The sequence below is a fragment of the Rhizobium sp. 007 genome (assembly GCF_015353075.1).
In the GTDB taxonomy this organism is placed as follows: domain Bacteria; phylum Pseudomonadota; class Alphaproteobacteria; order Rhizobiales; family Rhizobiaceae; genus Rhizobium.
In genome coordinates, this window is sequence record NZ_CP064189.1 from 329,376 (window position 1) to 342,220 (window position 12,845).

Here is a 12,845-nt window from a genome sequence, read left to right on the forward strand (position 1 = left end):
AAGTGTCCCGGCGAAGAGCAACGCGTCATCTCTACCCCTTCAGCAGTTCGCCCACCGGCGTTTCCCATCCTAGGCGCCGCGCCACGTAGCGGCTCAAACCAGCCGCACCGGTTCGAATTGCGCGGGCAACCGCGCCGAGATACCAATCGGATCGGCGGTGGGGCAGTTCGGTGACCTCATCTGAGTGTTCGGTGGGCGTGATCATGGAACAATTCTCGTCTGTCTATGCACGTTTGCCGATGACCACGCATGCACCGTGCCAACAGAGAAAATCCGTTCTAAACAATAGGATGATCCCAACAGTGTCATGTCACATGTTCGACACGTGTCGGATCGACAACGGGCTTGTCGCAAATTTTCTTGTTTAACGGCATGGACGATCGGCGGGGAAATTCCCGCTCCCTATGTGGTGGAGCGTATTGATGATTTTAAATGCCATTGCTGAGAAACTGAAGCGACAATCGAAGGATGACTTCAAAGGGCGGCATTTCGAGGCATGGCTCATCGTCCAAGCCGTGACTTGGTATCTGAGGTATCCACTGAGCTACCGGGACTTGGAAGAAATGTTCCGAGAGCGTGGCTTCGAGGTCGACCACAGTACCATCAATCGCTGGGTCCTTGCCTACGCGCCGCTGATCGAGAAGCGGCTCCGTCAGTTCCGCCGACCCCATTGTGGCTCAGTGCGGATCGATGAGACCTACGTCAAGATCCGCGGAAAGTGGCGTTATCTGTACCGCGCCATCGACAAGCATGGAAACCCGGTCGACTTCTTGCCGACCGCAAAGCGCGACCTCGATGCCGCGAAGCGATTCTTCCGTAAAATGTTGAAGGATGAGCCTTTGATGTCGCCAGAGAAGATCGGCACAGACGGCGCCAACACCTTCCCGTCAACGATTAAGACAGCCGTTGATGATGGGCTATTGCATCCGAATCCGGTCCACTATGTCACCAAGCACCTCCAACAAGGCATCGAGTGCGACCACTTCCGGGTGAAGAAGAACATGCCAAAAATCGGCGGCTTCCAATCCTTCAATACGCCACGCCGAACGATTGCTGGTTTCGAAGCGATGCTCTGGCTAAGGAAGGGTTTCGGCTTCACCGGCGATTGGACCGTCAACGATCAGAACGATCTGATCGGGTGCCTTTTCGGACTTCAAAAGCTTAACAAAGCGTGAAAATGTTGCCGATCAAGCGGTAGTTTCGATCTACGGGAAGGTTTGCGACAAGCCCTTCGAGGGAGCCCATTATCGCACCGACATCGGCAAGGTGTAATAGGCATTACAAGCAGGACCGGACGTTGCAGTCTGCTACTTCGACGGCATGACCCGCCGATGCCGAACCATGGGCAGTCGGCTGCCACAGCGCCTTACGGACCGCGAACCGGCCTCGGTCATGATTGCGTTTTGGATGTCGAGCGCCGCGGCGAGACCTCAAAACTTATCAACTCGTGATCAGAGATCGGGTCGCCACAATCATCAACGGCGGGGATAACCTCAAACGCACGAACAGCGAGGTCACGCGACAGCCCCCAGTCTAGTTTTTTGAACGGGGGGCGAGGCCAGCCGTTGGCCAGTGGCCTTCGCGTGTGCTGGGCAGTGTTGCACGATCTCCATGAGAACCCTGCGCTGTCAAAAACCTCGAACATTGGTTCATATTGATGTGGATGAAGAAACCAATCCGGTACTTTATCAGGCTGGGAGGCGCCCTCCGGAAGCGCAGAACTGTTCAAGTCTCCCGCAATGATCGCTGGCATGCGAGGAAAATTGCGCTCAAGGAGATCGACGACCTCTTGGGCTTGTTTCGCCCGCAGCTCAGGGTCATTCAGCGACTCCAGATGGACCGTGACGACCACGAGGTCAAAACCTGCCACGGTCGCAAAAATTGCCATCCGACTCCCGATACGATCGGAGTGCCAATCGAGCTTCGACACAACTCCCCCCTGACAGTCGACCGATTTCCAGGTTCGCGAGCGCAATACGCGACAACAATGCATTTCCGTGAAGGCCGACATTGTTTGTCTCGTTCTTGAGTCTGGTTGCCATGGCCCAACTCGATAAATTCGATACCAAAGACATAGTCCATCGCGAGCTTGTCCGCCAAATCCCTGGTTGTATTGAAATTGCCGGATCGAGCCATGCCGTAGTCCATTTCCGACAGAAGGATCAGGTCGAGATCCTGACTAGCGAGCAATTCCGCCGACGCGGGAAGCTGCTTGCAGCGCTCAGCGTTCCAAGTGCCGATGCGGATCCACTCATTGACCGCCCGAGGCGCTGATTGGCGGACCTCAAGGTATTCAAGGGCGTCGGAATCCGAAATGATCGAAATTTGCTCTGCAAAGCTATTTATAAAATTGGACACGGCGGACCAAACCTCTAAAAATTCGCCAGGAGCATTCCACGCCAACGGATGCATCCAGTGATGGCGGGGAATCGGTACATACACAGAAAAATCGACTATGAGCTATTGCTTCAGGTGTCAATTGGGACACCGAGTATTCGGTTCTCGGCTAGGCAGTTGACGCCCAGAGGTGTTGGTTGGTCCATTGCCCAATCGCTCTCGGCTTCGGGAAGGTGGGCAATCTTCGGCCTCATCAATCCGGTTTTGGGCGGAGTGTTCATGCTGGCACATACCTGATCTTCACGTTCTGCGAGCTGACGAAGAGGAAGAAGTAAGCCATCACCCGGTCAACGGCGACTTTCATATGGATACTTTTAAGCAGATGCTGTTGAAATAGACAGCATGGCAAAAGTCCCGCGTCCGCCTCGCTCGAAACCGCTCCTCGCTGATGAGAGCAGCCAGCTTCAAAGTCGCCGTGTCCGGAAACGGCAACCCGCCCTGCCCTTCGATCCCATGCCGGATCGAGTGGAACCGGCCCTGGCTTTGCTGAAGCAACGTCCACCGGCAGAAGGGTACGCCTGGGAAGTCAAATGGGACGGGTATCGAATTCACGTCCACGTCGAGGCCGGTCGAATCCGTGTTCTAACGAGAGGCGGATACGACTGGTCGCATCGATTTCCCACAATTGCTGACGCGGCTCGAGAACTGGGACCTGCGTCAATGATTTTGGATGGCGAGGCCTGCGTGTTCGATGAACAAGGCCGCTCGGATTTCAACTTGTTACAATCCAGTCTGGGCGCGGTCGGCCGACGGAGCGGCAACCTCGTATCGCCCGCAACCATGATGGCCTTCGACCTGATCCATTTCGACGGCCACGATCTGCGAGGGCTGGAATACCGCTCTCGCCGCCATCTGCTCGAAGACCTGCTGCAGGGCAAGGAAAGCGCGATCCGGCTTTCTGAGGAGATCGACGCTGATCCTGTCGAGCTGCTGGACCACGCCTGCAGGCTGGGCTTGGAAGGGATCGTTGGGAAGAATCGCGATAGCGTTTACCGATCCGGCAAAACCGGCGACTGGATCAAATGCAAATGCGTCCAGAGCGAAGCATTCTTCATCGTCGGGTATGAGCCCTCCGTCGGCGCTTTCGGCGGCTTCAGTTCCCTGCTGCTTGCGGCCTATCGAGGCGATCATTTGACCTACGTGGGCAGCGTAGGAACTGGATTCAAGGAGCGAGCGTCGCTCGTGCTACGGACCACCATAGACAAGCTGCTGTGGAGGAGAAAGCAGCCGCCGGTTCCATACTCGTGCAAGCGGAAGGTCGTATGGATTCAGCCGACGCTCATCGCGGAGATTGAGTACCGGGCTTGGACCTCAGATAACAAGTTGCGCAATGCATCCTACAAAGGCTTGCGGGAGGTGCAGGACAATGCCGAGGTCTACCGCCTGGATGAAAACGAGGGAACATGAGGCGGTCACTGAAGGGAAACATCTACCGATCTTTCGGCTTGCATATCCGCGCCAATAAGGCGGATGCGGAAAGCGAGGAAGGGCGGCTCCTCAAGCCGAGCACCGCAAGCCAGAAAATCGTCGTCCGCGTAAGGTGACTTATGATGAGATCATGTCCGACCTTGCGTCCGGAACGTCTGGTCGCTTCCTCGACCGCAAAGTGCAGGCGCTGATGTCCTTCGACCTGGGGCCTCCCACGTCGATGACAGAAAGCTTCGACAAGGTGCAGGAGCGAGGCGTCGACAATGCGTGGACGACATCGGTCAAAGGCGTTGAGCACCTGATCATGGTTTCGCACCCGGACATTTACGGGACTATCTGCCTCGAATTTGGCCCGCATCGAGCAACGTTTACGGCTGACGGCTCGACGTACCAGGTGAAAGGCAAGTCGGCCGCCATGGCGCTGATGGCCGTCCACACCATCATGAACCGACTGCGTTATGGGTCTCCGGAGGAAAAGGCCGATCTCGGGCAATGGGTGACTGTGATTTCGGAGTGAGCCGGTGCTGACGTTCGCAACACTTCTCGATTTAGCCGGGATCGAGCGAAGCGCCGCCAAAAGATTGACATTGGCGGAAACGCTGTTTCCTGAGGAAAGCCGAACCACGCTTCGGAAGGCGGTTGATCAAGCTGCGAACGAGGTGTGGCTGGCAAGTCCGGCCAGCAACGGCGTTGGTGCAGCGATCAAGAATTCGACGGACCTCGGTCTTTGACAGGGTTAACTATGTCTGCCTAACCTGGCAGCGGACAGAGTCCGGGCGTCCGCATGCCAGCATTCGGTTGAGAACGGCGCAACCGATGGCGACCTCCACCTGCTGAGCTGCGAACGAACGAGCTCGCAAGCGTCGTCCGATTGAAGCCTTGTATCGCCCGATGGCGGTTTCGATCAGCGCCCGCTTGCCATAGCCGGTGGCTGCCTGCCATTTCAGCCGCCCGTCTTTTGCGATCGTCGCTATGTGCTTGTCCCTTTGACCGGGCGGCCCGGTGTCACCGCTTTCAACCGCCGTCGAACGCGGTGGAATGACGACGCTCGCGGTGGCACTGTGCTGCAGGACAGACCTATAGGTTGGCTTGCCGTCATAGGCTCCGTCGGCTGTGAACTGGTCGATCCCGCCGTCGATCTGGCTGAGCAACGGCTCCACCTGTGAAGGATCATCCGTGTTCTGATCGGTCAGCTTATGAGCAATGATCTCGCCACTATTGGCATCCACTGCCAGATGGAGTTTGCGCCATTTGCGGCGTGACCTTGCGCCATGTTTCTCCTCAAGCCATTGCCCGGCGCCGTACATTTTCAATCCCGTGCTGTCGACCAGCACATGCAGCGGACCATCCGGCAGGGGCCGGTTTCGCAAACTGTTCGAGGATGTCCTGGTTGCGCCAAATGGCCATACCCTTGTCGCCCGGTCCAAGATTGAAGAGAATTGTGCGGTGGCTCGCGTCGTCAATGTGCACTCCGAACGGCGTGGATCCATATGCACCAATAAAGAGCGTCACATCAAAGGTGATCTGCTGGTCAGCATAGATCGACGCGATCTGGTGGGCGTGCTCGCTACTTACTTCCTGGAGGCGGTCGGACCACTGGAGCGAGCCGTTGACGATGAGACCGGCGGTTTCCCCAAGTTTCGGGGCCTCTCCGCCGAACGCGTCGGCAATCGATCTTTCGATCGAGTTGGGCGCCAGGTCGTAACGCAGGAATTTTTCCGCGAGGCTGTAATCTTCCTTACCGCCAACGTAGCCGCGGAAGTAGTTGAGCTTCGAGGGACCGTTGTCGCTCTTCGCTCCATCCAAAGCATCGGCAATATGATCAAAGGAGAGCGGAAACGCTTTGAGGCTTCGAACCAAATGAGGGCCGATAAACTCCTGAGAATCTTGATACAATTCCCTCCACATCCCCGCTCTCCTTCTAATCAGGTCCGAGGACCGATATCGCGACGCGGGCCGGCATCAAAGCCAGCATAGTCTTCCGTATCGCCGGAGATTTCCTTCAGGGCGTCCTGAAACGCCTTGTCGTCCTGCGGCAAGGGCTTCTTGTTTTCTGATTGGGTGGGACGCTCTTTCAACTGGGTATCGGACATACTTTCATTCCTTCCTAGTTTTTTAGAGGGACATCCAACGCATGGATGTCATTGGCCACGCGTCATTGCGCAACCACAAGCGTGTGCTTGCTCGGAAACGCTCGTTTAAGGATGTGGCGTAACTGTGGCGTTCATTTATGAAGAATGCAATGCAAACGTGTTCAAAACGTAACAGACTGTTATGTTTTGCTAAAAATCTTTGCACTTTCTCTCGCCGGCGACGAGCCGCCTGGCGCGGCTAAACCTTGACGGGTTTTCGCCAATCCTGGATCCTGTTCTCCCTGATCGGCAAGCGCTTCCACGAGCGCGGCGAAATCCGCGACCGGTCTTTCGATAGCCAGGCATTCCGGGCATCCGGCCTCAATCTGGTCGTGAGCGCGATCGTGCATTGGAACACCGTCTATCTCAGCCGCGCCACGGCCCATCTGCGCCAGCAGGGACGAATTGTTCCCGACGATCTTCTCAAGCACATCTCGCCGCTCAGTTGGGAACACATAAATCTCACTGGCATCTATTCCTGGGATGCCGAGCAACAGATGCCGGAAGGCTTCAGGTCATTGCGACTTCCCGGCAGAATGCTACGGGCCGCGTAACAGGGGCGCGGCCTTCATAATTGGGCCGAGATTTTTTATCCATATCGTTCGAAGTCAATATCAAGAGAGGCTGTGATGACCTTGATTCGCTATCTTGTCGCCGGAACATATCTGTTAGCCCTGGCTGCTCCGGCCACCGCCTTTGCTCAGGAAAAGCCTTTGAATTTGAATGGCGAATGGACGACCGATTGCCTCGCCATCGGGAAAAACGACAGGCATGGCTACATCACGCGCATCACGATCAGAGACAAGGAAGTGACAGCGACTTCGCAGATTTACGCCAAGAACTCGTGCAAGATCGTCCGACGGCGCAAGACAGCTACGCACAGACCGTCATGAGGCTGAAAAAAGCGGCCCAAGCAACCGGACAAGCGACAGTCCAGTTTGAAATGGACATCCTTAATTCATGGGGGGATGACGGGGGCTATCCGCACTATCCGATGATGCTTCGGCAATCCGTTCCCCTGACTGATGTTCTTTATTTCAGCAACATGATCGCGACCCGTGATCCTTCGGATTACGTGCATAGAGACGCGCGCGACTGCGCTTGTTGTAGCCGGTGGATTTCTGCCATGCCATCCGCCCTTTGGTCTGGATTTTTGCAATATGGCGATCGCGGACAGATGGAACCAGCACCGATTGAGGGCTGGCAACGGCAGTCTTGGGAGGTGGGATAATGACCTCCACGATCTCACCAAAGCGTGTCGCCAGAAGATCTCGGGTTGGCGTTCCATCATAGGCGCCGTCGGCAATGAACTTCTCGACGGGGCCACCGATCTGGTCCAGAAGTCCTGGTAACGCTGTCGGATCGCCGACATCATCCACGGTCAGATCGGAACAAACAATCTCACCACTGACAAGATTGAGACCAAGGTGCAGTTTGCGCCATCTTTTGCGTTTGGCCTTGGTTTTGTGCTTGTTTTCCAGCCACTCGCCCTCGCCGAAGACCTTCAAGCCGGTGCTGTCGACAACCAGATGGACCGGACCTGATGTTGTGGCTCGGGACTTTGTCGACGGCAACGCCAGCCCTTTGCTCCGGCGAGACAGGGTGGAGAAGTCAGACACGGCAATATCGAACCCCATCAGCGCCGCGACACTGCGCATCAAGCCTTGGGTCTGGCGTAGCGCCAGCCCGTAGACGACGCGCAGCGTCAAGCACAACGTAATCGCCAGATCCGAGTATTTCGGCTGACCACCCCGCGATGTCCGCCTCCGCGCCGTCCATAAAGACAGGGCCTCATCCTTCACCCAGATGGTCAAATCACCACGTTGACGCAGGCTTTCATTATATGCCGGCCAATTCGTCACCTGATATTTCTGCTTGGCAATCTTGTCCCGCCGATCGGCATTGAAATTGTGCGGCATCGTCGAAATCCGGATCAGGAGACTGAAAACCACCGCTCAATATCAGTCGCCGGGTGATCCACGCAACAACGCCCATCCCGGCAAGTCCCCGCACCGGCCATCCTATAATCGTTCGGCAGACCTTGTAGGATTCTACAATTGATTTAACCCCTTCATCCTCGCAAAGATCGGTCACCCAGCCTAGTAATGGCCCAAACCATCGCAAGGAACCACTATGTCCAGAGACCAGTCTTTCACATTCTACACGTACTCGCCGCTTCGTTCACGCGACGAAAATCGTTGGGTCGATACCGGGATTCCCGATGTATTCTTTGACGAGGAGGAAGCTGCGCGCCGATCGGTGCTTGATCTGCGCAGAGACGTGACCAGCGATCCCGACGCAGAGTGGCCCATAATGCACATCGAGAGGATCGAAACGCTTCCGATGACGAAGGATAACATCCTGGCATTGCTCAATGGCGGCCTCGGCGCGATAGTCAAGCATCACCAAATCCTAGAGACAATCGAATAAGCCCCTCCCTACGGCGTTGGTGCACGGAACGTTTAGCGTTCTGAGTTAGGCAAGAGGGAACCGCAACAGCTCTTGTCGTTTAGTCATGCCTTTCAAACACAATGCCAGCCGTCGTCATCACATTGAGAAGACGAAGTTCAGGGTGACGAACTGGCCGGAGTATGAAGCAGGACTTCGTCGGCGTGGCAGCCTGACCTTGTGGCTGACACCGGAAGCCCTGTCCAAATGGTATGCTCCAAGACGCAAGACCCGCGGCGGCCAGCACCGTTATTCAGATCTGGCAATCGAGACCACCTTGACGCTGGGCCTGGTGTTTGGCTTGCGGCTTCGCCAGGCAGAAGGCTTGTTGGAATCGGTGCTGCAATTGATGGGCTTAGCGCTTGCCGTCCCCGATCACACCACGCTGAGCCGTCGGGCGCGCGCATGGCGATCTGCCGGGAAGCGGCCCGGAAATCAGGTTCCACCTGCCGGACCGTTGCATGTTCTGGTGGACAGCACCGGCCTGCAGGTTTACGGCGCGGGCCAGTGGCTGGAGGAGAAGCATGGCGCCAGATCCCGCCGAGGTTGGCGAAAGCTGCATCTGGCACTGGATGCGGATAGCGGCGAGATCGTTGCCCATACCCTGACGGATAAGGATGCTGGCGATGTCTCTCAAGTTGCGCCACTCCTCGACCAGATTGGCGGTCCGATCGCACAGTTCACAGCCGACGGTGCCTATGATGGAAAACCTACATACGACGCAGTCATCGATCATAGCGCGGCGGCGGCTATCGTCATTCCGCCTCGCGCCACGCGGTCGAGCCAAGCGACGATAGACCTCCCGGCCAACGGAACCGGCATATCGCCGCAATCAACAGTGACGGCCGGATGAAATGGCAGGTCTCTAACGGCTACGGCAAACGCTCGCTGGTTGAGACGGCAATCGGGCGATACAAGTCCATCATCGGGCGGCGTCTGCGGGCCAGGTCGCTGCCTGGTCAGCAGACCGAAGTCGCCATCGGCTGCGCCGTCCTCAACCGCATGCTTGCTTGCGCACGCCCGAAAGCCGTCCGCCGCAAGGCAGCCACGCCATAGTCAGCCGTTTCAAAGATCCCCATCCGTTCAGCTCCACATCCGTGCACCAACGCCAACCTGTTCCACTTTCCCCGCAACACGCTGTCATCGGCTCAACATCGAGACCTGCGTAACGCCGCCATGCAAATCTGGAACAAAATCGCGTGTGTCGCCGCAGCCTGACAGCCGTCCCGGCCAGCTATCGCTGCATCAATCCGCTGATAACTTTACAGTGCCATTTCGAGTCCTTCACCGGCCGCATGCGCGACGAGCGCTGAACGAGAACCTGCTCTGCGGACTCGGCCACGCCCGCAGTGCCATTTCCGAATGGGTTGACGACTACACTAGATTCCGCCGCATTCGTCGCTCGGATGCACCCCGGCAGCCTATGCCGGGACCATTGCCGCAACCGGCTCCAACGCTTTAGAGGATGAAGGCTACCGTTCCCGCCGGTTGCTCCCCGCCGCGCCAATTGGCGTAAACGAAAACCGCCGAGGCTCTAATCGCCGCTGGATGAAAGTTCCATGGCAGGTCAGAGGCGACAATCGTCATTTGATGCTACGGCTGTCAGTCCGAGTGAAGACATATATGTCCGAAACCGACGCTGAAGCGCAAGTATTCCGTCGGCGCGGCGACGCGATGCACATGGTTTTCCCTACAACGGTCCTGGTCGGCATGTCGATTGCAGGGACACCGTAAAGGATTCGCACGACCACGGTAGTCTCCCGATCTTCGCCGCAGGAGCTCAAATGAAATCTGCTCGATAGGTTTATTCTTCCAGACGCTGCACTGTTGGCGCCGGCTGAGAGCCAGGGGATCGCTGACGAAATGAACTGCATTGCCCAGTCAGAACACAGCAAACTAAGCGACAAGGAGACCCCGTCTAGCAGCATCGGGGTTCAATCGTCGCGCTCCTGGGGAATGATCTGAATCGGATCGACACTCCAGCTGGTTCTATGATCGCCCGGCTGGCCACCAGCCCCAGCTACGGTTGGCAGGTTCCACTGACCTGCACGATCCTCGGAGTCGACATGACCGTCGTGCTATCCTCCGCCAATCGATAAAGTTCGTCGACAGCACTTGACACAATGTCGGAGCTTACCACGCCGTCGACGACGACGGATTCGGCTATTGCCTCCAAGCTCAACGCCGACAGCAGCTTAATCTTGCGTTCACAACCCGTGGGCTGCGTCCACGATCTACGGGCAACCTTGAACCCCGCCGACGCCAACCGTTGACCGAGGCTCGCTCCCATTTCCGGATCGGCGCCACGCCTACGGGCCGCACGCTGGTAGAGATCCACGTAAAGATCGAAGGCCCATGACTTTGGGGTGCAGAAAGAGTTGCCGAAATCAACGTCCTCGACCAGGAGCTGGCCATTGGGCGCGAGAGCGTCGCGGATGTGCCTGAGAACCGCATCGGGCTCAGTGAGGTGAGAGAGAAAACAACGTGCATAAACGATGTCGAAAGGCGCGCCTAGGATTCCAAAAATGTCTGGCGACTGTGCATCACCAACGCAATACCGAACATTCGTTAAGCCGGCGACGGTGGCTTCATCCTGCGCTATGGCGACTTTGACGGGGTCGAAATCAAGGCCGAGGACACACCCGTCTGATCCCGCGAACCGGGCGAGCTCGAGAGTGACGTCGCCGCCGCCGCATCCGAGGTCCAGGACACGCTTCCCCGCCATCGGTGTGGCGTGCGCCAGGAATGCGAGTGTCCCGGGCCACAGGACCTCAGCGACGAGCCGCATCCGCTCCCGGCCCTGAGAACCACCATGAATTATGTAGGAATTCTCTCTCACGTGCGGTCTCCATCGCCTGCGCAGCTTTTCTGATCATCGCTTTTAGCGACAGTGGGTTCGAGTAACGATTAATGAGGCGCAGAGCGCGTCAGGGTGACGGCAACGCAAAGGGGTTTTCATTCGTGTTTAGTTTGACGCAACTAGCATCCGGTGCTGGGCTGGACGCCAAACAATCCAGCTTCCTGGCCAATTGCGAAAGAGACGAGAGTACGTTCTGAAGTTTTGCATCAGACAAAATTTTTCTCCGTTCAGTCGCCGAGGGCAGGCGCATTGTCCGCAGACCGTGTGATGCCCTGATTATGCTGGACGTGTTCTAGTAAGGTTTGACACAACCGGCAAAATTACTTTTTTGCATGTCATCATTCACCGAATGGATACAGCGGCGATTCGTGCCTTTAGCGCTTTGACTAATCTCCTCGTGGCGCGCGTCGTTCGATAAGCAACTGCAACCCGACAACGGCGTCACGCCGCGAGCCAAGTCAACCACCATTGCCGCTGTCACCCGGCACGTGTGAGAATCTACACCAAGTGCAACATGGGCGAGTGCAGGGTAGGGGATCAGCCGGATTCACGCAAATGAGCGATGAACACTTCGGCCGGTGTTTTGTAGCCGAGGCATTTGCGTGGCTGCGCATTCAGGTGATGGGCAAGGTCGACGAGCTGTTGCTGGGAGATGTTGGATGGCACTGTAAAGTTATCAGCGGATTGATGCAGCGATAGCTGGCGGGGACGGCTGTCAGGCTGCGGCGACACACGCGATTTTGTTCCAGATTGCATGGCGGCGTTACGCAGTCTCGATATTGAGCCGATGACAGCGTATTGCGGGGAAAGTGGAACAGGTTGGCAATCGGATCATGGATGGAAACGAACCGCTGAAGCTGGCGTGCCGACTTGAAGCGTTTCATGGTCCTTTCGCGTCGTCGGGTCGGCTGGTGCGAATTTTCCGCTCGATTATTGAGGCCTTTGTGCGACCGGTGTTCGACACCGGGCATGAGGTCGCGCCTGGCGGCATCATAGGACCGGAGCTTGTCGGTGATCATGACCCGTGGTGTCCGCCCTTGAGCCTTCAGCAACTTGCGCATCAGGCGCTTTGCCGCCTTGGCATTTCGGCGGCTTTGCACCAGCACTTCGAGGACGAAGCCGTCCTGATCGACGGCACGCCAGAGCCACTGCTTCTTGCCATTGATCGCCACCACACATTCGTCGAGATGCCATTTGTCGCCCAGGCAGCCGGCCGACCGTCGCTTGATCTCCCGGGCGAAATGCCGTCCGAATTTCTCCGCCCAGCTTCGAACGGTCTGATGCGTGACGATGATGCCGCGGGCCGCCAGCATGTCCTCAACCATGCGCAGGCTGAGCGGAAAGCGAAAGTAGAGCCATACCGCGTGCGCAATGATCTCGGCGGGAAAGCGGTGGCGACGATAAAGCGGATCACGAGCAACTTCTGACATGGCCCATGTACGCACATCTTCATCAGCCGTCAGTTAACTTTACGGTGCCCTTCGCGGCAATGTTTGCTTCTACGAGGGCTGTTCTTGGTCGTCATGCCGCTTGCGGAGATTTCATTCATGGCGGCGACACCGGCACGACGAACAGCTTTC

General features: G+C 57.0%; 13 protein-coding genes and 5 pseudogenes. 8 read left to right on the top strand and 10 right to left on the bottom strand.

Going from position 1 to position 12,845, the window contains the following annotated elements; translation table 11 throughout:
* Nucleotides 1–31 precede the first annotated feature (31 nt).
* Nucleotides 32–205: a hypothetical protein gene (locus tag ISN39_RS32965; RefSeq protein WP_194732166.1), complete on the bottom strand. Its 174-nt coding sequence runs from the start codon at nucleotides 203–205 to the stop codon at nucleotides 32–34.
* Nucleotides 206–422: 217 nt separating this feature from the next.
* Between ISN39_RS32965 and ISN39_RS32970 the strand changes: the two genes are divergently transcribed.
* Nucleotides 423–1,175, top strand: a complete 753-nt coding sequence (locus ISN39_RS32970; protein WP_194732230.1) for an IS6 family transposase — start codon at nucleotides 423–425, stop codon at nucleotides 1,173–1,175.
* A gap of 215 nt (nucleotides 1,176–1,390) precedes the next feature.
* Here the strand turns inward: ISN39_RS32970 and ISN39_RS32975 are convergent, their stop codons facing one another.
* Nucleotides 1,391–1,888 carry a hypothetical protein gene (locus ISN39_RS32975; RefSeq protein ID WP_194732167.1) on the bottom strand — a complete coding sequence of 166 codons (498 nt, stop codon included), beginning with the start codon at nucleotides 1,886–1,888 and terminating at the stop codon, nucleotides 1,391–1,393.
* A gap of 851 nt (nucleotides 1,889–2,739) precedes the next feature.
* Between ISN39_RS32975 and ligD the strand changes: the two genes are divergently transcribed.
* The 3 genes from ligD to ISN39_RS32990 all read left to right on the top strand — a co-directional run bounded on the left by ligD (nucleotide 2,740) and on the right by ISN39_RS32990 (nucleotide 4,556).
* Nucleotides 2,740–3,804: a non-homologous end-joining DNA ligase gene (gene ligD, locus ISN39_RS32980; RefSeq protein WP_194732168.1), complete on the top strand. Its 1,065-nt coding sequence runs from the start codon at nucleotides 2,740–2,742 to the stop codon at nucleotides 3,802–3,804.
* A 151-nt stretch (nucleotides 3,805–3,955) separates the two neighbouring features.
* A complete protein-coding gene (locus ISN39_RS32985; RefSeq protein ID WP_194732169.1) occupies nucleotides 3,956–4,342 on the top strand; it encodes a hypothetical protein in 387 nt (128 codons plus the stop codon).
* A 4-nt stretch (nucleotides 4,343–4,346) separates the two neighbouring features.
* Complete coding sequence (locus ISN39_RS32990) at nucleotides 4,347–4,556, top strand: hypothetical protein (RefSeq protein WP_194732170.1); 210 nt, start codon at nucleotides 4,347–4,349, stop codon at nucleotides 4,554–4,556.
* 9 nt (nucleotides 4,557–4,565) lie between these two features.
* On the opposite strand, the gene ISN39_RS32995 is transcribed toward ISN39_RS32990, so the two are convergent.
* Nucleotides 4,566–5,315, bottom strand: a complete 750-nt coding sequence (locus ISN39_RS32995) for an IS5 family transposase (RefSeq protein WP_348652009.1) — start codon at nucleotides 5,313–5,315, stop codon at nucleotides 4,566–4,568.
* A 435-nt stretch (nucleotides 5,316–5,750) separates the two neighbouring features.
* Nucleotides 5,751–5,918 carry a hypothetical protein gene (locus ISN39_RS33005; RefSeq protein ID WP_194732172.1) on the bottom strand — a complete coding sequence of 56 codons (168 nt, stop codon included), beginning with the start codon at nucleotides 5,916–5,918 and terminating at the stop codon, nucleotides 5,751–5,753.
* A 305-nt stretch (nucleotides 5,919–6,223) separates the two neighbouring features.
* On the opposite strand from ISN39_RS33005, the pseudogene ISN39_RS33010 reads away from it, so the two are divergent.
* Both ISN39_RS33010 and ISN39_RS33015 read left to right on the top strand, forming a co-directional pair.
* Nucleotides 6,224–6,511 (top strand): annotated as a pseudogene (locus ISN39_RS33010) (Tn3 family transposase); the annotation flags it as partial.
* 75 nt (nucleotides 6,512–6,586) lie between these two features.
* The gene (locus ISN39_RS33015; RefSeq protein WP_194732173.1) at nucleotides 6,587–6,850 is read left to right on the top strand and encodes a hypothetical protein; all 264 of its coding nucleotides are present in this window, start codon (nucleotides 6,587–6,589) and stop codon (nucleotides 6,848–6,850) included.
* 144 nt (nucleotides 6,851–6,994) lie between these two features.
* On the opposite strand, the gene ISN39_RS33020 is transcribed toward ISN39_RS33015, so the two are convergent.
* Nucleotides 6,995–7,876 (bottom strand): IS5 family transposase, encoded by an 882-nt coding sequence (locus ISN39_RS33020; protein ID WP_194732174.1) that lies wholly within the window; start codon nucleotides 7,874–7,876, stop codon nucleotides 6,995–6,997.
* A gap of 262 nt (nucleotides 7,877–8,138) precedes the next feature.
* Complete coding sequence (locus ISN39_RS33025; RefSeq protein ID WP_194732175.1) at nucleotides 8,139–8,360, bottom strand: hypothetical protein; 222 nt, start codon at nucleotides 8,358–8,360, stop codon at nucleotides 8,139–8,141.
* 112 nt (nucleotides 8,361–8,472) lie between these two features.
* Here ISN39_RS33025 and ISN39_RS33030 point away from each other — a divergent pair.
* Both ISN39_RS33030 and ISN39_RS37150 read left to right on the top strand, forming a co-directional pair.
* Nucleotides 8,473–9,461 (top strand): annotated as a pseudogene (locus tag ISN39_RS33030) (IS5 family transposase).
* 206 nt (nucleotides 9,462–9,667) lie between these two features.
* A pseudogene (locus ISN39_RS37150) lies at nucleotides 9,668–9,957 on the top strand (integrase core domain-containing protein); the annotation flags it as partial.
* A 468-nt stretch (nucleotides 9,958–10,425) separates the two neighbouring features.
* Here ISN39_RS37150 and ISN39_RS33035 read toward each other — a convergent pair.
* The 4 genes and pseudogenes from ISN39_RS33035 to ISN39_RS33040 all read right to left on the bottom strand — a co-directional run bounded on the left by ISN39_RS33035 (nucleotide 10,426) and on the right by ISN39_RS33040 (nucleotide 12,695).
* Nucleotides 10,426–11,244 (bottom strand): class I SAM-dependent methyltransferase, encoded by an 819-nt coding sequence (locus ISN39_RS33035; protein WP_194732176.1) that lies wholly within the window; start codon nucleotides 11,242–11,244, stop codon nucleotides 10,426–10,428.
* 97 nt (nucleotides 11,245–11,341) lie between these two features.
* Nucleotides 11,342–11,479 (bottom strand): annotated as a pseudogene (locus tag ISN39_RS37155) (histidinol-phosphate aminotransferase); the annotation flags it as partial.
* 323 nt (nucleotides 11,480–11,802) lie between these two features.
* Nucleotides 11,803–11,925 (bottom strand): annotated as a pseudogene (locus ISN39_RS37160) (IS30 family transposase); the annotation flags it as partial.
* Nucleotides 11,880–12,695 carry an IS6 family transposase gene (locus ISN39_RS33040; RefSeq protein ID WP_246763558.1) on the bottom strand — a complete coding sequence of 272 codons (816 nt, stop codon included), beginning with the start codon at nucleotides 12,693–12,695 and terminating at the stop codon, nucleotides 11,880–11,882. The gene ISN39_RS33040 and the pseudogene ISN39_RS37160, both read right to left, overlap by 46 nt.
* Between the last annotated feature and the right edge of the window lie 150 nt (nucleotides 12,696–12,845).

Bases quoted from the DNA above. Each gene is read 5' to 3' on its own strand.
- ISN39_RS32965 (WP_194732166.1), bottom strand. From the start codon at position 205: ATGATCACGCCCACCGAACACTCAGATGAGGTCACCGAACTGCCCCAC.
- ISN39_RS32975 (WP_194732167.1), bottom strand. From the start codon at position 1,888: ATGGCAATTTTTGCGACCGTGGCAGGTTTTGACCTCGTGGTCGTCACG.
- ISN39_RS33015 (WP_194732173.1), top strand. From the start codon at position 6,587: ATGACCTTGATTCGCTATCTTGTCGCCGGAACATATCTGTTAGCCCTG.
- ISN39_RS32970 (WP_194732230.1), top strand. From the start codon at position 423: ATGATTTTAAATGCCATTGCTGAGAAACTGAAGCGACAATCGAAGGAT.
- ligD (WP_194732168.1), top strand. From the start codon at position 2,740: ATGGCAAAAGTCCCGCGTCCGCCTCGCTCGAAACCGCTCCTCGCTGAT.
- ISN39_RS32985 (WP_194732169.1), top strand. From the start codon at position 3,956: ATGTCCGACCTTGCGTCCGGAACGTCTGGTCGCTTCCTCGACCGCAAA.
- ISN39_RS33005 (WP_194732172.1), bottom strand. From the start codon at position 5,918: ATGTCCGATACCCAGTTGAAAGAGCGTCCCACCCAATCAGAAAACAAG.
- ISN39_RS32995 (WP_348652009.1), bottom strand. From the start codon at position 5,315: ATGGATCCACGCCGTTCGGAGTGCACATTGACGACGCGAGCCACCGCA.
- ISN39_RS33020 (WP_194732174.1), bottom strand. From the start codon at position 7,876: ATGCCGCACAATTTCAATGCCGATCGGCGGGACAAGATTGCCAAGCAG.
- ISN39_RS33040 (WP_246763558.1), bottom strand. From the start codon at position 12,695: ATGTCAGAAGTTGCTCGTGATCCGCTTTATCGTCGCCACCGCTTTCCC.
- ISN39_RS33025 (WP_194732175.1), bottom strand. From the start codon at position 8,360: ATGCTTGACTATCGCGCCGAGGCCGCCATTGAGCAATGCCAGGATGTT.